This is a genomic window from Bacillus sp. S14(2024) (genome assembly GCF_050473785.1).
GTDB lineage: Bacteria > Bacillota > Bacilli > Bacillales > Bacillaceae_G > Bacillus_A > Bacillus_A yunxiaonensis.
This window is the reverse complement of record NZ_JBFLUP010000006.1, coordinates 2,881,479-2,900,699: the sequence shown is the minus strand read 5'-3', so window position 1 is coordinate 2,900,699 and position 19,221 is coordinate 2,881,479. Positions and strand designations below refer to the sequence as shown.

Sequence of the window (19,221 nt, the reverse complement as noted above, 5' to 3'; positions counted from 1 at the left end):
ATGTACTTTAAGGAGGAAATAATATGGATAAACAAAAATATATTGAGGAAGCAACAAAGATGTTGTCGAAAGCTTATATTCCGTATTCGAAATTCCCTGTTGGAGCAGCACTCGTTACGAAAGATGGTAAAATCTATACAGGCTGTAACATAGAAAATGCATCTTACGGTTTATGTAATTGTGCTGAAAGAACAGCGATATTTAAAGCAGTGTCAGAAGGAGAACGCGATTTCAGCTATTTAGTAGTAACAGGTAATACGGATGGTCCTATTTCACCATGCGGAGCTTGTCGACAAGTAATTGCAGAATTTTGTGATCCACAAATGCCAGTATTATTGACAAATCAAAAAGGCGATGAAAAAGAAGTAACAGTTGAACAATTGCTGCCAGGTGCATTTACGATAGATGATTTAATCTAACAGAAGGTAAGCATTGTATGATTTGAAAACGATAAATAAAAATAAAGAAGCTATTCTAATTGAACTATACCCGAATTGTGAACACTTAAAAAAGTGCATGATTCGGGCTTTTTGTGTATTTTTATACTTACTCTCACGTTACTGGGTTTATATATTTATTTCTTTCAAAATAATAATATAAAAAGTTATTTTGCGAAAAAAATGTTAAAAATAAGATCTTGTTACAACGTAATTTGCTCTCATTCTTTATGTAATTTTACATATCCAAATATAGGGAGGTAGTATATAAAATAGTATTTTATTATATCGAAAACATTTCCTTGGAAATAAATACCTATATAAATTATATTTTACATAGAAATATCAAATTTAAATTAATATATTACATAAAAATAGGTTTACTAATTTTTTATTAATATAATTATTTTTCCATCTTATAATTTGAATATATGGTAATTGATGTATGGTTAACGGAATTTTGTGATTTACTTAGTAAAAACATAATGTTTTAATAGGGGCATAAGCTCGTTAGTTACATTTTATGAGATACAAAATCAAGTTTATCTTCGTGCGTGTCTTTTATGTAACCGCTTAGGGAATAGGTTTATAGTAGGGCATTATGTACAAATATTTATAATCTATAATCAGATTCTCAAAATTAGAATCATTAAAACGTTCTATAAGGATAAACAGTTATAGGGCTAGTTTTCCTAGAAATATAAACATTTAAAATTTAGTCTAACTGTTTAATCAAGAAATACTAATTAATAGGAGGAATTAACATGAAAAAAACGTTAGTCGCAGGGTTATTAGTTACAGCGGTATCTACAAGTTGCTTCGTACCTGTAAATGCTTTTGCAGAAAGTAAGCAACCTCAATTACAACAAGCAAATATTCAAAATGCATTTATTATGAATACGCTATCAAATTCGATTAGAACATTAGGATCACAAACTCCTTTAATTCAAGGATACGGGTTAGTTATATTAAAACAGCCAGACATTAAAGTAAATGCTATGAGTAGTTTGACAACTGATCAACGCATTGCAAGAGAACATGTTAAAGAATGGATGGATGAATATAATCCGAAATTATTCGATTTAAATCAAGAGATGAAGGGATTTAATACAAGATTTACAAACTATTATGATCGATTAGTTGAATTAGCTGGAAAAATGAATGAAGATCCGCAAGCAAAAGCCGACTTTATAAGTGCTTTTAATAGATTGCAAAATCAAGTGCAAACGGTTCAGACGAATATGGAAAGAACTTCAGTAGACTTAAATGGGTATAAAGATCAATTGATTGAAGATAGTGATAGCCTTTCTAAGAGAGTTAACACAGCGGTTCAAACTTTAAATGGCGCAAACGGAGATGTTGTAAAACTTAGAGCAGAAATTAAACAAACTCAAGAAGAAATTCAAAATGAATTTACAAAAATTTTAAATCGATCGAAAGAAATTCTTAATGGTTCTATAAAGGTTGGAAAGCAGAGTGTTGATATCGCTAAAACAGGGGCGGAAACGAAAACGATAGATTTTACTTCTATTCAAGAACTTGGTAACGGTATTTTAGATGCTGCTGATAGTGAAACACAACAAGCTAATAATACGATTAAGCAGAAACGACAACAATTAATCCTATTGTTGCAAAAATTATCGCAATATGAAATTCAAACGACTCAAATGACTCTTATTGACGATCAAGTAGGTAGCTTTACAAACTTAATTAAGAAACAACTTAAGGCTTATGATGGTTTAGTAAACGATTGGAAAGCATTAAATGAAACAATGGTTCAAATGAAGACAGGTCTTGATACTGATACGAATATAGATTCTAAGGCACTACAAACACAATTAACTCAACTTAAAACGTTTACAGATGAAATGAATAAACAAATAAAACAATATGAAGATTTTGCTACAAAAATAGAAGTAAACTAAGGCTAATTATTGAATGAAAAATAACAATTTTAAATCATATAAGGAGAGAGGAAAATGACAAAAAAACCTTATAAAGTAATGGCTTTATCTACATTAATAGCCACAATGGCAGCAGGGAGTATCATGCCATCATATGCATCTGCAGCGGAAAATATAACAAAACCAGCTCCTATTTATGCTAAAGATGTAGCAGATAAATATGCTGAGTATTCATTAGGACCAGAAGGGCTTAAAGATGCAGTAGCAAAAACAGGATCAAATGTTTTAGCAATGGATCTGTATGCTTTAACAATTCTTAAGCAAGCAAATGCTAATTTTAATGATATAACTGCAGTTAAAGATGATTTGAAATCAAGGATTATACAACATCAAGGTGTTGCTAGAGGAAATGCGAACCACTGGTTAGATGATCTGAAACCGCAACTGATTGGTATGAACCAAAATATTATTAATTATAATGCGAAATTTCAAAATTATTATGATAGTTTAGTAGCGGCTGTAGATAATAAAGACAAAGTGACATTAGCAAATGGACTTACAAGATTAAGTAATAGTATTTCAGTGAATAAAGCAGAAGTGGACAAGCTAGTGAAAGATTTGAAAGATTTTCGTGCTAAATTAACATCTGATACGCAAGGCTTTAAAACAGATGCCAACGAAATTACGTCTATTCTAGCGAGCCAAGATTCAGGAATCCCTCTTCTAGAAAAACAAATCTCAACAAACCTAGAGAGCATTAATAAAAATAACGCAATTCTTATTAGCGCATCTGTTGCAACAGCCTTAGGCCCAATTGCTATTATAGGTGGTGCAGCTTTAGTTGCTACCGGTGCAGCAGCTGGAGTTGGTACTACACTTATTATAGTCGGTGTAGGTGGACTAGCAGCGGGTATAACAGGAGTTGTTTTAGCAAAGCAAGAAATTGATAGAGCACAGGGAGAGATTCAAAAGTTAACAGGAGAAATTTCAAGTGCAAAAGCACAAGTCGTCGGATTAACAAATCTTAAAAAGCAAACTGAAAGTTTAACAGAAACAGTTGATCTAGCTATTAATGCACTGCAAAATATTTCAAATAAATGGGAGACGATGGGAGCGAAATATAAGAATCTACTTAGAGATGTTAATAATGTTACTCCAGAAGATCTTGCTTTTGTAAAAGAAGACCTCAAGACAGCTAAAGATAGCTGGAGCGATGTTAAAAAGTATGCTGAAGATTTTCAAGCCAGTGAAATTAAAGTAGTAGAGGACAAAATGTAATATAGCTCTAGAAATTGTCAACAAGATGGAAAGAATAGACTGATTTTCTTCTTATAAAGGGCCTATAATGAGAATCTCCTGCTCAAGTTTGAGTAGGAGATTTCCTATATAGTTATTAAGTTAGATAAGGATTATAGAATTGAGAGAGTATTATAGCCCTCTATTTATATGTATATAAGTTTTAAATGGTGTTTCATTTACAACGCTCGAAAGGCATTTGAAGTAAGGTATTGAAGTTTATGAATATCATAAAATATGTAATGTATCTGAAAGAATAGGTGAAAGAAGATGAATAAGAAATTGTATAAGAAAATTATTTTGTCAACGCTCATTACCGGAATGGCAGCGAGTAATGTAGTGCCACTTCATACTTTTGCGGCAGAACAAACTGTGCAAAGAAGCATTTCTCAACAGCAAGAAAGTAATAAGAACTATTCTCTTGGTCCTGATGAATTTAAAGAAGTAATGGAGAAAATGGGAGCAAGCATCCTTACAATGGATTCATATGCCCAAACAATCCGTAATCAACAGCAGACAGATTTAAGTAAAATAAGTTCTATAAATAGTAATTTACAAGCAAACATGATTAAGCATCAAAAGGATGCGCAAACGAATGCAACATATTGGTTAGATGATCTAAAGCCTCATATTATGAAAACGAATCAGAATAGCGTGAGTTATAATGATACGTTTCAAGCGAGTTATAATCAATTACTAACTGCTTTAGATCAAAAAGATACAGGGAAATTTAAAAATGAACTGGAGAAATTATATAATAGTATTTTGAAAAATAGTCAAGAAGTGGATGGGCTACTAGAAAAGTTGAAAACATTCCGAAATAAAATGGCTGAAGATACAAGAAGTTTTAAAGAAGATGCTAATCAATTGAAGTCTATTTTAGAAAGTACGAACGCCGGTATTCCGCTTCTACAACAACAAATAAACAATTGTAATAATACAATTAAACAAAACTATGACAGGCGTGGTGGCTATATAGCTTTAGCTGTATTTATACCTCCGGTTGGTATACCATTGATTGTCACTGCTGACAAGAATATCGCATCTGCACAACAAGAAATAGAACAATTAAAGTCCAGAATCTCTGGAGCAGAGGCAGAATTAGTTATTTTGACAGATGCCAAAAATAAAACTGAACATATGACTGAAACAATTGATACAGCTATTACTGCTCTTCAAAATATATCGAATCAGTGGCATACAATAGGATCAAAATATGATTCTTTACTAAAAAATGTTGAATCAATTAGTCCAGATCAGCTTGCGTTTGTAAAAGAAGATCTTAAGACAGCGAAAGATAGTTGGCAAGATCTTAAAAATTATGCAGATAAATTATATGAAGGTGCTAAGATTGTACAAAAAGGACTGTAATGTTTGTAAATACATATAAATAATAGATAAGAAACATATAACCTTGTTTTTGCTGGTATGGTTGTATGTTTTTTTGTATTGGGATTTACTTATACATAAAACCTTGTTTGTTTATAAATACACAAATGTATTTTAATTTTTCACATATAAGGTACATTTATGCAGAATAAAACATGATTTGCTTTCTCCTTCTTTTGATAGAAAGGGTATAATAAAATGGCAGAAGTAGACATTAAAAGGGATTACTTTGTATTGGTGTAGAAATACATAATTACCATCCCATTTAAATTTTGTCTGATATATAAAAGATAAGTGACGGTGATAAGTAAGATGACGAAAAAAGAAAGAATAGAAACAGGATGGAACTTTGATAATAGTTATGCCCGTCTACCGAATTTATTTTTCACCAGCATCAATCCAACTCCTGTTCGCTCACCGAAATTGATCATTCTCAATGATTCGTTGGCAACATCTCTAGGATTGAACATCCAGGAACTAGAAAGTGACGATGGGGTAGCGGAGCTTGCAGGAAATCGGATTCCCGAAGGCGCTTTTCCTCTTGCTCAAGCTTACGGGGGGCATCAATTCGGACATTTTAACCGGTTAGGAGACGGCCGAGCTCTGCTACTTGGCGAGCAAATCACTCCCTTAGGTGAGAGGGTTGATATTCACCTGAAAGGTTCTGGTAGAACACCATACTCTCGCCGGGGGGATGGTCGAGCGGCACTTGGACCGATGTTACGCGAATATATCATCAGCGAAGCAATGTATGCGCTTGGTATTCCTACTACTCGTAGCCTAGCGGTGGTAACAACCGGTGAATCAATCATTCGTGAAACCGAGCAGCCTGGTGCAATTCTAACTCGTTTGGCTGCAAGTCATTTGCGCGTTGGCACCTTTCAGTACGTTTCTAAATGGGGGACTGTTGAAGAGCTCCAAAGCCTAGCTGACTATACATTACAGCGACATTATTCAGACGGTGATACTGCTGAAAATCGCTATCTTTTCCTACTTGAGGAAGTGATTAAGCGTCAAGCTTCGTTGATTGCAAAATGGCAACTTGTTGGTTTTATTCACGGGGTGATGAACACTGACAATATGACCATTAGTGGAGAGACCATTGATTATGGTCCTTGCGCCTTCATGGATACTTATGATCCGGAAACAGTATTCAGTTCCATTGATATTCAAGGTCGCTATGCTTATGGCAATCAGCCATATATTGGTGGATGGAATCTTGCAAGGTTTGCTGAAACTTTATTACCACTGCTGCATAGTGATTATGCAAAGTCTATGGAAATGGCTCAAGATGCAATTTTGAATTATAACGAGGTATATCATACTAACTGGCTTGCGGGAATGAGAGCTAAATTGGGGATATTTAACGAAGAAGTGCAGGATAAATCCCTTATTGAAGACCTCCTTACTATCATGGAGAAGAATCGTGCAGACTATACGAATACCTTCCGTGCTTTAACTTTTAATAAGATAGAGGATATGGATTTGTTTGAAACTCCAGAATTTGATCAGTGGCATGAGCGGTGGCAGGAAAGACTAGGTAGACAGGAAGAATCAAAAGATTCTTCACATTTATTGATGCGGAAAAACAATCCTGCGATAATCCCTCGGAATCACAGGGTAGAAGAAGCGCTAGAAGCTGCTGTAGAACATGGGGATTACAGCGTGATGGAGCGTCTTCTAAAAGTCCTTTCAAACCCTTACGCGCATTCCCCTGAACAAGATGAGTACGCGACACTACCTGCGCCATCATCATGTCCTTACCGAACTTTTTGCGGTACGTGATATAGAAAAAGGGATGGTTCTTTTCGTTTTTCTACAATCATGTTGACGTTTTATTATGACTTAAGGTTCGTATAAGATAATGCTACTTCTTTATTTGAGGTAGCATTATCTTAGTTTATCATTTCTTCCTTTTTAGTAGGAATCACACCTCATGTCAAGCAAGTTAATATTTTGAAATACCCAATGTCTAGCTTGTTTACTAGGCCATAGCGATTATAAAAAATGACTAATATCCTTACATTCAAGTAGTTAGTCATGATGGATTTACAGGTTTCCGTCAAGGAATTTCAAATGTTAACTTTTCTTTTCCCTTTATAAAATGTGTAACGCTATTTAAAATCTACAGCTACAAAAGAATTTGGGATTGAGGGGCTCCAAGGCTTATTTATCTAAATCTAAACTTCTTTCGTTATATCATACTTTAGCAATTGTCGTTGGTCATAAAACTTCTCATAAACAATACCCATTACATAGAAAAAGAATAGACCGAAACAAATGTGAATGAGTGTAAATTTAGCTCCAAATGAAGCAAATTCATACACCATAACCGGTAATTTTGCAGTTGTCCAAACTCCTAGAAAAAATACAACGTATCGTATGCTCGCTCCTTTTTTTAATAAAAGTGCCGCGATTGGAAAAGCAACATAGAGGGGACCAGCTGCAATTCCTCCTAATAATAGGGAGAACAAGATGCCATAGATGCCAGATTTTTTTCCCATATATTTAATTAATGTTTCTTTCTTCATCCACTGGTCAAGCAATCCTACGAATAGTAAGACAGGGGGAAGTAGAAACAGCATATCTAAAATACTTTTTCCTGTTAATTGAAATGCGTTCCATCCCAACGATTGGTTTATAAAAGTCAATATAATGAGTCCCAATAGTAAAATGAAAAAGAAACGATATCTTCTTAATTCATTCATACCATCACCACCCAAATAATATACGAGAATATGAGAGACATTAACAATGCAGATGCATTACGAGAATAAGCAAAACTTCTCCCGAATATCTTTTGTTCCATCGGTAAAGTTGTGATTCCTACTGACATTAATGTAGACATTAATGCCGCAACTTGAGGGAGGCCCGCACCATTTTGGACTAATGTATTTCCAAGAGGAAACACAACAAAGCTTGGAATGAGTGCAACAGAGCCAATTATTGCTGAATAAACAATACCGATGAATCCAGATTTTGCCCCAATGATGGAAGAAATGAAGGAAGGCGTTAATATAGACAGTGATAGTCCGACGAACAGCATAATTGATAGCATGGAAGGTATAAGATTACGAAACATTTTCCATGACTTTGATAGAGCATCTTTTGTTTTATTCCGATTCTTTATAAAAGAAATACTGGTAAGAATAATGGCTATAGCGTAAAGGATAGCACCATTAATCATGATTAGACTCCTTCCATTTGTTATATTTGTTTAAAAAAAATGATAAATTCTTAATTTTTTCTTCAATATCTATTTGAAAATCTTCTAATTGTCTTTTTCCAGCTGTAGTAATTTTGTACATCTTTATCGGCTTATCTTGATCAGATGTATCCAAATAAGACTCAACAGCACCTTCTTTCTCTAATTTTTTTAGTGTGCGATATATGATGGCACTGTCAATTGGATTGATGGGAAGCTCCTCTTCACATTTCTGTAGAAGTTTCCCTCCATAGCTATCCCCCTCTGTTAAAAACAGCAAAAGAAATGCACCTGTATGTCTTCCTGTATGTTTCATGAAATATATAACCTCCTAATTTAAATGTAAAAAATTTTTTTCGTTAACATAACATTAAAATTAACACTGTTAATAACATTATACTGTCATTAACAGTAATATGTTACTGACAGTATAAATTTAATATAACGTCGCGTCAACTCTAAAAAATACAATATGTTTTTTATCTTTGTGATAACATGAATTCGATTGCAAATATTACCGAAGAATTGATAAATTCAACATCTATGAATGCAATGTCATCCATAGATGTTGTCGAGGAGAAAAAATGTCAAGAAAAGCAAGAGTGTTTTTAAAGTGAAGCAGTTGAAAATGACAGATATTTTTTAACAAATAATAAAAAATGATTTAACTTTTTATAAAAAATGAATACCCAATCACTATTGTGGAGGTATTTCGATTAAGCGTATAATATTAGAAGTCTATAACATATAAAATGGAATTTGAACTATCGTGGGTTATACTCATCTGAAAAGTAAATAGATATAATTGAAGTGATACAGCAATTTAGATAGGGAGTTATAAAATGAAATTAATTATTGCCGAGAAACCAGATCAAGGTTTAGCGCTTGTTTCTCAATTTAAATATCGACGAAAAGACGGTTATTTGGAAGTGGAAGCAAATGAGTTGTTTCCGAACGGTGCTTATTGTACGTGGGCCATTGGTCATTTGACGCAATTATGTAATCCAGAACATTATCATGCAGAGTGGAAAAAATGGTCATTAGATACGTTGCCAATGATTCCAGAGCGTTTTCAATTTGAAGTAACAAAGTCAAAGTATAAGCAATTTAATGTTGTGAAACAGTTGTTACATAATCCGCAAGTAACAGAAATTATTCATGCGGGAGATGCCGGGCGAGAAGGGGAATTAATTGTACGGAATATCGTTAATCTTTGTAATGTACAAAAACCAATGAAACGTCTTTGGATTTCTTCTTTAACGAAGCAAGCAATCTATCAAGGATTTAAAAACTTACTTGATGAAGCAGATACGGTGAATACATATTATGAAGCATATACACGATCATGTGCGGATTGGGTCGTGGGGATGAATGCTTCCCGTGTTTTTAGTATTTTACTAAAGAAAAAAGGAATGAATGATGTTTTTTCAGCGGGACGCGTACAAACACCAACACTTGCATTAATTGTGAAACGTGAGAAAGAGATTGAAAACTTTAAATCAGAGCCTTTTTGGGAAGTATTTGCAACCTTTAATATAGAAGGAAAGAAATATGAAGGTAAGTGGGAACAAGATAATGAATCTCGCTTAAAAGATCCGAATATGGCAAATAAAATCGCTGCATTTTGTCAAAATAAACCGGCTGAAGTGAAAGAAATGAAAACAGAGAGAAAAGAGTTTCAGCCACCATTTTTATTTAACTTATCATCGTTACAAGCAACGGCGAATAAAGCATTTAAATTTTCACCGAAAAAGACACTTGATATCACACAAGCGTTATATCAAAAAGGCATTGTATCGTACCCGCGTTCGGATTCTAACTACGTAACAGAAGGAGAAGCTGCAACGTTTCCTGATATTTTGCAGAAATTAAGCCAGTTTGAAGAATATAAAGATGTATTGCCAGCGCCAATTCATTCTATTATGAATAATAAGCGTTATGTGAATGAAAAAAAGGTTACAGATCACTATGCCATTATTCCAACAGAACAAGTAACAAATCCAAGTAGATTATCTGGTGATGAAAGAAAAATTTACGATATGATTGTGAGAAGATTGATTGCAGCGCATTATGAAGCTGCGATTTTTGACTATACTACAATTACAACGCTCGTTGATGGACGTGCTGAATTTATCTCAAAAGGAAAACAGCAAATTCAGGAAGGTTGGCGTAAAGTCATTTTCCAAGACGAGAAGGATGAAGAAACAATTCTTCCTATTGTACAAGAGGGCGAACAAGGAAAAGTTGTAAAAGTGAAAGTCAAAGAAGGTAAGACACAGCCTCCGAAGCGTTATACAGAAGGTCAGCTTATTACGTTAATGAAAACAGCTGGGAAGTATTTAGAGAACGAAGAACTGGAAAAGGTGTTAAAAAAGACAGAAGGCTTAGGAACTGAAGCGACGCGCGCTGGTATTATTACGATGCTAAAAGACCGTAAGTACATTGATGTGAAGAAGAACCAAGTGTATGCGACGGATAAAGGAAAAGTATTAATTACTGCAATTGGCGATAAAATATTAGCTTCTCCAGAAATGACAGCAAAGTGGGAGCAGCGCCTTGCTGAAATAGGAGAAGGTACAGCTTCACCAGCAACGTTTATGGAACAAACGAAAAAGCTGTCAGCGAAAATTATTGAAGATGCAATTGAAATGTCTGAGAAATGGGATTTTACGGGATTACATGTAGAATCTATTGAGCGATCCAATTCTAAATTTACAGTCGGTAAAAAGGTCGGACAATGTAAAAAGTGTGATGGAGATGTCATTGATAAATCTACTTTTTATGGGTGTTCGAACTATAATACAACGAAATGTGATTTCACAATCTCTAAAAAGATATTAGGAAAAACAATTTCGCAAAAGAATATGAAAAAGCTATTAAAAGGTGAACAGACGGAACTAATGAAAGGTTTCAAGAAGAACGATAAAACGTTTGATGCGAAATTAGAGTGGAAAGATAATAAGATTAATTTTGTGTTTGAGAAGTGAGATAGAATAAAAAGACTTTTATTTAAGATAGCTTTTAAGTGGAATTTTGCCGCTTGTTAGTAAAGAACCTGTTTATGTAACGACAGGGACTATTTAGAACTTAGGAACAAAGCATGAAAAACCAGTATTCATGCTTTGTTCTTTTTTTATTTGAAATGAAAATATAAGAAGGATAAGGAGATTAAATAAACTAAAGATGGAATACTTCAGATGAAAAGAAGACTAAGGATTTAAAGCGGCTTTTGTAGAAATTTGTCCTTTTAGTTCATAAGTGTATACAGTTCATACTCTGTCCGCATATCTTAAATTAGTTATATAATCCAATCTTGTCAGGAGAGATAGTATGAAAGTTATAATTTTTTGTGGGGGGAAAGGACTAAGGATGCAGGGGATTCTAGAAGATGTTCCTAAACCATTAGTCAGGGTACAGGGAAAACCTCTCATTTGGCATATTATGAACTGGTATAGTAAATTTGGACATCAAGAATTTATATTGCCATTAGGATATAAAGGGGAAAAAATCAAAGAATATTTCGTGGATTATAACTGGAAAGAGTATGATTTTATGTTAGATCTCCAAAAAAATCAGTATCACTTGCTTGAGGAACCGAAATCGTGGAATATAAAATTTATTGATACAGGAATAGAAACAATGACTGGAGCAAGATTGAAAAAGCTTGAAAATCATCTGCAGGATGACCTATTTTTAGTAACTTATGGTGATGGGTTAGCACACGTAGATATTAATGAGCTTATAAAATTTCATAAAGAAAAAGGAAAAATTGCAACACTGACTGGAATTAGGAAGAATAGTCAGTATGGTTTATTACAGGTTGAAAACGGAATTGCTACAGGATTTAAGGAAAAACCCCTAATTGATACTTTAATAAATGGAGGTTTTTTTGTATTTAATAAAGCGATATTTAGTTACTTAAGTGATGAAGATACGTGTATCCTCGAGGAAGAACCATTGCGTAATTTAATAAAAAATAAGGAACTAGCGGTTTTTGAATATGATGGTTTTTGGATTGGTGTTGATACACCGAAAGATCTGAAAGATGCAAATGAAAATTGGGATCCTAATAAAGGATAGTTAAAAGGAGTGAAAAATATTGAACTCTAACAATAGAAAAGAGAATTTGCCTCGCCCATATATTCCCTCTAAAGAAAAAATAAATTTTCAACTATCGCAAAATCATTTTGTCAAAAATCGTTCCACACATTCTATAGTCAATAAGAATTCTCAATTAGAATATGATAAGAACTTTAGACACGAGAATCATCTTTGCGTCATAGCAGGAACAGAATATGTCATAAAAGTAATTGCATTACAGCACTCTTTAATGCAAAACACAAAAGAGTGCACGTTATGGATTTGTTGTATAGATTCATTTGCTTATTATATATTGAAGGAAATGAATTTGAATCAAGTAATGCTTATACGAGTAGAAGAGATGGAGGATGAACAATTAAAAAGTATTAAGAAAAATAGAAAAGTTAATGAATATTGTTGGACGTTGAAACCTGTTTTCATAGAATATTTGCTTGTAAACTATAAATTACCATCCGTACTTTATTGTGATGGAGATCTATGTTTTTTCTCTAACCCCGCTGTTATATTTGATGAATGGGGAGAGAATTCTGTTTTTCTTTGTCCTCAGAGGGACCGTGATTGGGTAGAAAAAACATATGGTAAATATCAAGCAGGATTAATCGGCTTTAAAAATGATTCATATGGATTAAAAAGTGTTGGATGGTGGAAAGATAAGTGTTTGGATTGGTGTGGTTCTAATCCTGATATTGGAAGGTTTGGAGATCAAAAATATTTGGACTATTTTCCTATGTATTTTCCGATGGTTAAGATATCAAAAAATCTAGGAGTAAACGCAGCACCATGGAATTGTATTTATAATAATAATTTTAATATATCAAAAAATCTAAATGAGGTGTATATTGAGACGGATAAATTAGTTGTCTATCATTTTGCATGTATTACAATTTTTAGTGAAGATCAATTTGATCTTTGGTCTTTAGGAGAAATTGAAATACCTAATAATATACTAGAATGTATTTACACTCCATATTTAAGTCGAATTCAATTCATTCTTAGAGAATTAAAATTAAAAATTGGTAAAGTGACAAATAAACTCTTAAGTAGTAAAGATATTAAAGAAGCAACAACGCCATATAAGGATTCAAAATTAAGAAGAAAAATGAATCAGTGGAATAGTTTCTTAAACTTCTCATTAATTATAAGTCAAAAATATATTATTCAAGGGCTAACCTGTTATTATTCACTAGCAAATCAGGGAGAAAACTTTAATGTATGGATTTGTTGTATGGATGATTTTACCTATCAAACTTTAATAAAATTGCAGTTGAAACATGCTATACTCATTCACGTTAAAGAAGTCGAAAATCAAGAACTCCTAAATGTAAAGAATAAAAGAAGCTTGAAGGAGTATTGCTGGACATTAAAAGCTCCATTATGTCTTCATATATTGAAACATTATCCCGAAGTTGATCATATTATATACTGCGATGCAGATATGTACTTTTTTTCTGATCCTAACATAATTTTAAGTGAATGGTGGAAATATTCTATTTTTCTTTGCACGCAAAGAGGTACAACAGAACTTGAAAACATACATGGTATGTATCAAGCTGGATTAATTGGATTTAAAAATGATAAAAATAGTATAGGAATTTTAGAATGGTGGAGAGATAAGTGTCTCGAGTACTGTGAAGATAAGTATGATATTGAATATAATAGATGGGGAGATCAAAAATATTTAAACCATATTCCTAATTTATTTTCTAATATTAAAATTATAAATCAAAAAGGGATTAATGCTGCACCGTGGAATTTAATTTTAAATAATCAAGATACTATAAGAATTGAAAACAAAAAGATTTTTGTGAATAACGATGAATTAGTTTCTTTTCATTTTGGCAGTATGCAAATTTTTAATATGAATGAGTTTGATTTATGGAAACATGAAACTCTTAACATTGACCAACTCATTTTAAAGGGAATTTATGTTCCTTACATCGAAAGTATAAGAAAGACATGCCATATCCTCTATAGGAGCCTTATGAAGCAGCTCACCCCTTTATATGTAGAAACATCGAATAAATCTTCAGCCAAAAACTATTTTCAGTATTCTTCCCTACCAAATTTAAACTCCAATTTAGATTTTCATTTAAAAATGTGACTTTTATATTTTTGTGAAAATTATACAAATGCAACAATTATTTTACACTTTTGCTTATATAAAAAACTATAAAAAGGGATGTAAGAAAATAATAATGAATAGCCTTTTTAAAGATTGCAGAGTACTTGTTACTGGTGGATATGGATTTATTGGTTCCCATTTCATACAGAGGTTATTAAAACTTCAAGCAAAAGTAGGTATTTTGACAAGAGAATCATCAAATTCATGGCGGCTTAATAATGTATTAAGTAGTATTGAAGTGTATGAAGCAGATATACGAAATAAAACTCAAGTTCAAAATACAGTAAAAAAATTTCATCCGGATTATATTTGTCATTTTGCTGCATATGGTGTGAATCCAACTCATAAAGACTATATGAGTGCTGTTGAAACGAATGTTATAGGAACTATAAATATTATTCAAGCTGCAAGGTTAGTAGATTGTAAAAAAATTATTAATCTGGGAAGTAGTTCGGAATATGGAAATAAGACTGAATTGATTGATGAAAATATGGTATTAAATCCTGTAGATATATACGGAAGCAGCAAAGCGGCGGCTACAATAATAGCTCATCAAATCGCTCGTGAAAACAATATTAACATAATAACCCTCAGACCCTTTGGCGTATTTGGCGAAATGGAAGCACCACATAAACTTTTTGCTCACATCATTTTACAAACATTGCAAAGTAGGAACGTGGATTTAACTTTATGTAATCAATTGAGAGATTATTGTTATATAGATAATATTGTGGACGCTTGTATTTTAGCGATTGAGAATGATTCTGTACAGAATGATATTTTTAATATTGGAAGTGGTGAGGTGCATCAATTAAAGTATTATGTAGAGTTACTCTTTGGACATTTACAGACAGATAAAAAACCAAATTATGGTGCGCTTCCATATAGAGAAAATGAGAGATGGGTCCCTAAGCCGAATATTAATAAAGTTAAAAAGATGCTTGCCTGGGAACCGAAAATAGATGTTGAAGAAGGCATAGTAAGAACAATTAATTGGTATAAACATAATAAACATTTGTATCCAAATTTATAAGGAATTTTATCATTTAAAGGTGTGAATCACTTGTTAAATCATAACTTTAATAATGTATTTCAAGGAAAAAGGGTTCTTATTACAGGACATACAGGCTTCAAGGGTTCTTGGTTATCGATATGGTTGAGGGAACTGGGTGCGACCGTTATAGGATATTCTTTGGACCCTAAAAATAAAAAGGACAATTTTGTTGTAACAAATCTCCAAAGTGACATAATTGATCTACGAGGAGATATTAGAGACTTTAATAAATTAAATAATGTTTTTAGTAAATATAAACCCGAAATTGTATTTCATATGGCTGCACAATCACTTGTTAACTATTCATATCATCATCCAAAATATACGTACGACGTAAATGTTATGGGAACGCTAAATATATTAGAAGCAGTTAGATCACATGAATCGGTTAAAGTATGTATTATAGTTACTAGTGATAAATGCTATGAAAATAAAGAATGGGTTTGGGGATATCGAGAAAATGATTCTATGGGTGGGCATGATCCCTATAGTTCTAGTAAAGGGTGCTGTGAACTTTTAATTTCTTCTTATCGAAATTCTTACTTCCCAGAGAAAAAATATGAGCATCATCAGAAAGTTATTGCTAGTGTTAGAGCTGGCAATGTAATTGGTGGAGGCGATTGGTCTGTAGATAGGATCATTCCTGATTGTATACGTGCATTGGAAACGAATCAAAAAATTATAATTAGAAACCCTCATGCAGTGCGCCCTTGGCAACATGTTTTGGAACCGTTAAGTGGTTATTTACTTTTAACGGAAAAAATTTTAACAGAAGGAGTTCGTTTTTCGGGAGCATGGAACTTTGGGCCAACTCCAAGTAGCATTGTCCCAGTAGAAGAAGTAGTTACTCGTATAGTAAAGAGTTGGGGATCGGGGAGTTGGGGGATATTAGATGTACAGAGAGAATTTCACGAAGCAACATTATTGAATCTCGATATTAGTAAAGCAAAATTCAAACTTAATTGGAGCCCAAAGTGGTCTCTTCAACAGGCATTAGACAGTACGGTTGAATGGTATAAAAATTATAATATGAATACCAGCATGAGAGGAATATGTATAAAGCAAATTCAACAATATTGTCAATCATAAGTAAAGTCAATAGCAACTTTCATATGTTAGAAAGTTAATGATAAGGACGTCAACGAAAATAAACCTCGAATTACGTAAGCTTGTAAAGAGTCGATAATTCGAGGTTTTGTTTATTTTTAGTGAATTGAAGTATACTTCTGCTGTTTGAGAGCATTCATTTTAGGGAATAGATAAGGAACATACTATTTATTTTACATGTAGGCGGAAACTTATCATATTTGCTGAAAATGAGTATAATTCATAAATTAAAAGGACGTGCAGCATGAACAAAGAGAAAAAATACACTGTTGTTGGCACTGATATTGAAGAAGTGAAAGAGCTGAATAAGAAATCTGGTTTAACATATAACGAGGTAAAACAATTATTAGTGAAACGAATGAAACAAAAATGAGTATACATGAAGCCACAAACAATACGTTTGTGGCTTCATGTATACTGTTATAATTGATTACATACTAGAAAAGCATGTATGATAGGAGTTTTTTCTTTAAAAGCAAGGCTAATTTGACGATATTTTTTTTGTTTTAATTTCTTTATTTCAATATTTTTATGAGATTTAAAAAATAGTTCAGGGCCCATGCTAATCCCGATATTTTGTGAAACCATATTAACAATCGTTTCGCAATTCAATACTTCTAAAATAATGTTTGGGCGTACATTATGAGCAGATAAATTTTCTAAGACTAATGATTGATAGGGACCTTTTGGCATAATAAAGTCCATATTAGAAATTGTCTTTATATCAATTGTTTTTTCATTAACCAGTGGATGATCTTTCGGTAATCCTAAGACAATTTCATCTTTTGTAATAGGTACTGATTGAAACTGTTTTTTTATATCTTCTTCTATAATGAATCCTATATCTACAGTGCCGTTATTAATCCACTCTACAATCTCTATATAAGTACCTTCAAATAGTATTACTTTAATTTCTGAATAGTTCTTTTTAAACTGCGATAGCATTTTTGGCAATATTTGAGCTGCAGCACTTGTAAATGCACCTATTTTTAAAGTGCCCTCTAGTTGATTGTTTTGAAGAGATATTTCTTGTTTAATAATAGCTTCACTGTTTAAAATTTGTCGGATATGCGGGAGAATTCGATCTGCAAACGAAGTTTTACTAATCTTTGCTTGCTTATTACGATGTAGTAAGGGATAGCCAAACTCTTTTTCAAGACTAGAAATAGCATGACTTACTGCTGATTGTGTCATGTTAAGTTGTTCAGCTGCTCTTGTGAAATTCCCTAGTTCAACCACTTTTTGGAATACTTCATATCTTGCTATTGTCATGAGTTAAATTCATACCTCCTATGCTAAATATTAATTTCACTAATTTCATTATACCCTTTATGATAAAAAATGGAATAATTAACAAAAGGGTGATGAACATTGAACAAGATCTTCTTATTAGCGATAGGTATGTTTGCGTTAGGTGTAGACGCTTATGTAATGGCAGGGATTTTACCTAGTATTGCAGATGAGTTTCGTGTATCTATAGGTAAAGCGGGACAGACAGTAAGTATATTTACTTTGTGCTATGCAATTGCAGCACCTTTGTTTGCTGCAATTATGAGTAAAACGAATGCAAAAAATACATTATTAATAGCATTATCCATTTTCGTATCAGCCAATGTAGTAAGTGCAGTTACGAACAATTTTATCATTTTATTACTTTCTAGAGGAATAGCAGGTATAGGAGCTGGTCTGTATTCACCATTCGCTTCATCGGCAGCTGTTACATTTGTTCATGAAAACAAAAGAGGTAGAGCGTTAGGAATGATATTACTTGGAATGAGTGCAGGAACTGTAATAGGTGTTCCTTTCGGTATATATATTTCCGATATGTATGGGTGGCGAATGACAATGTTGTTTATTGTCGTAATCGGTGTACTGGGAATATTGTCCCTATTGTTTAGGTTCCCTTTGATAAAATCTACTCATTTACCAACACTAAAAGAACGACTAACGATGTTCCAAAATAAAGGTATTTCACTTGTAATGATCATAACGATGATATTGAGTTTTTGTAGTTTAGGTTTATACACATACTTAGATCTCATAATAGCTTCCTATGGATTTGAAAAATCCGTAATCTTTATATGGATGTGGGGAATAGGTGGCATAGGAGGAAGCTTTATAATAGGATATATTATCGATTTCTATAAGAAACCTAAAATCATATTAATATATTTAATGGTTATCATGTTTTCATCTTTAATATTTATGGGGATTTCTCATCAAATAGCGATTTTGGTAGCTATCTGTTTAATTCTTTGGGGAGCTACTGGCTGGGCAGCGTTAGCAACACAACAAAAAACATTAGTCGAAATGAGCCCAGAACATGCTGCTATTTCGATTGCCTTGCTTAGTTCTATTAATTATCTTGCTGGTTCCATGGGAACACTGGCAAATGGTATATTTTTAGAAAAAGGAATAAATCCTTTCGATTTGCCATACTTTACAGCTGGTATATTAGTAGTTGCAATTGGAATGCAATTTATTTTAATAATAAGAAAGCAGTAGAGTGAAATGAATTGGTAAATTTTAGTTTACAAAATATATAAAAATAGTCTAAGTCAAAATATATAATATGACTTAGACTATTTTTATATATTGGGGACTAT

16 protein-coding genes are annotated in these 19,221 nt (G+C 32.8%); 12 read left to right on the top strand and 4 right to left on the bottom strand.

What is annotated here, in order from left to right:
• Positions 1 to 23 precede the first annotated feature (23 nt).
• From AB1279_RS14965 to AB1279_RS14945, 5 genes are all read left to right on the top strand, one after another.
• Positions 24 to 419, top strand: coding sequence for a cytidine deaminase (locus AB1279_RS14965; RefSeq protein ID WP_429759610.1), 396 nt, complete (start codon positions 24 to 26; stop codon positions 417 to 419).
• 782 nt (positions 420 to 1,201) lie between these two features.
• A complete protein-coding gene (locus AB1279_RS14960; protein WP_429750422.1) occupies positions 1,202 to 2,362 on the top strand; it encodes an HBL/NHE enterotoxin family protein in 1,161 nt (386 codons plus the stop codon).
• A gap of 54 nt (positions 2,363 to 2,416) precedes the next feature.
• On the top strand, positions 2,417 to 3,619 hold the full coding sequence (locus tag AB1279_RS14955) for an HBL/NHE enterotoxin family protein (protein ID WP_429759608.1): 1,203 nt from the start codon (positions 2,417 to 2,419) through the stop codon (positions 3,617 to 3,619).
• A gap of 288 nt (positions 3,620 to 3,907) precedes the next feature.
• Positions 3,908 to 5,008, top strand: coding sequence for an HBL/NHE enterotoxin family protein (locus AB1279_RS14950; protein WP_429759607.1), 1,101 nt, complete (start codon positions 3,908 to 3,910; stop codon positions 5,006 to 5,008).
• Between the two features lie 330 nt (positions 5,009 to 5,338).
• Complete coding sequence (locus tag AB1279_RS14945; protein WP_429759606.1) at positions 5,339 to 6,811, top strand: protein adenylyltransferase SelO; 1,473 nt, start codon at positions 5,339 to 5,341, stop codon at positions 6,809 to 6,811.
• Positions 6,812 to 7,206: 395 nt separating this feature from the next.
• Here the strand turns inward: AB1279_RS14945 and AB1279_RS14940 are convergent, their stop codons facing one another.
• From AB1279_RS14940 to AB1279_RS14930, 3 genes are read right to left on the bottom strand one after another with little or no spacing between them, the layout of a single operon-like run.
• Positions 7,207 to 7,734: a permease gene (locus AB1279_RS14940; protein ID WP_429759605.1), complete on the bottom strand. Its 528-nt coding sequence runs from the start codon at positions 7,732 to 7,734 to the stop codon at positions 7,207 to 7,209.
• Complete coding sequence (locus AB1279_RS14935) at positions 7,731 to 8,213, bottom strand: hypothetical protein (protein ID WP_429759604.1); 483 nt, start codon at positions 8,211 to 8,213, stop codon at positions 7,731 to 7,733. Before AB1279_RS14935 ends, AB1279_RS14940 begins: the two co-directional genes overlap by 4 nt.
• Complete coding sequence (locus AB1279_RS14930) at positions 8,206 to 8,547, bottom strand: PadR family transcriptional regulator (protein WP_429759603.1); 342 nt, start codon at positions 8,545 to 8,547, stop codon at positions 8,206 to 8,208. The genes AB1279_RS14935 and AB1279_RS14930 overlap by 8 nt, the downstream gene beginning before the upstream one ends.
• Positions 8,548 to 9,073: 526 nt before the next feature.
• Between AB1279_RS14930 and topB the strand changes: the two genes are divergently transcribed.
• The 6 genes from topB (at position 9,074) to AB1279_RS14900 (ending at position 16,988) form a co-directional block, all read left to right on the top strand.
• Positions 9,074 to 11,218, top strand: coding sequence for a DNA topoisomerase III (gene topB / locus AB1279_RS14925; protein WP_429759601.1), 2,145 nt, complete (start codon positions 9,074 to 9,076; stop codon positions 11,216 to 11,218).
• Positions 11,219 to 11,561: 343 nt separating this feature from the next.
• Complete coding sequence (locus AB1279_RS14920) at positions 11,562 to 12,311, top strand: sugar phosphate nucleotidyltransferase (RefSeq protein WP_429759599.1); 750 nt, start codon at positions 11,562 to 11,564, stop codon at positions 12,309 to 12,311.
• A 19-nt stretch (positions 12,312 to 12,330) separates the two neighbouring features.
• Complete coding sequence (locus AB1279_RS14915) at positions 12,331 to 14,433, top strand: glycosyl transferase (RefSeq protein WP_429759598.1); 2,103 nt, start codon at positions 12,331 to 12,333, stop codon at positions 14,431 to 14,433.
• A gap of 94 nt (positions 14,434 to 14,527) precedes the next feature.
• Complete coding sequence (locus AB1279_RS14910) at positions 14,528 to 15,487, top strand: NAD-dependent epimerase/dehydratase family protein (protein ID WP_429761419.1); 960 nt, start codon at positions 14,528 to 14,530, stop codon at positions 15,485 to 15,487.
• 30 nt (positions 15,488 to 15,517) lie between these two features.
• Positions 15,518 to 16,597, top strand: a complete 1,080-nt coding sequence (gene rfbG / locus AB1279_RS14905) for a CDP-glucose 4,6-dehydratase (RefSeq protein WP_429759597.1) — start codon at positions 15,518 to 15,520, stop codon at positions 16,595 to 16,597.
• Positions 16,598 to 16,859: 262 nt separating this feature from the next.
• The gene (locus AB1279_RS14900; RefSeq protein WP_302850598.1) at positions 16,860 to 16,988 is read left to right on the top strand and encodes a hypothetical protein; all 129 of its coding nucleotides are present in this window, start codon (positions 16,860 to 16,862) and stop codon (positions 16,986 to 16,988) included.
• A 47-nt stretch (positions 16,989 to 17,035) separates the two neighbouring features.
• Here the strand turns inward: AB1279_RS14900 and AB1279_RS14895 are convergent, their stop codons facing one another.
• A complete protein-coding gene (locus tag AB1279_RS14895) occupies positions 17,036 to 17,887 on the bottom strand; it encodes a LysR family transcriptional regulator (RefSeq protein WP_429759596.1) in 852 nt (283 codons plus the stop codon).
• Positions 17,888 to 17,986: 99 nt separating this feature from the next.
• Between AB1279_RS14895 and AB1279_RS14890 the strand changes: the two genes are divergently transcribed.
• Complete coding sequence (locus AB1279_RS14890) at positions 17,987 to 19,120, top strand: MFS transporter (RefSeq protein WP_429759594.1); 1,134 nt, start codon at positions 17,987 to 17,989, stop codon at positions 19,118 to 19,120.
• Positions 19,121 to 19,221 lie beyond the last annotated feature (101 nt).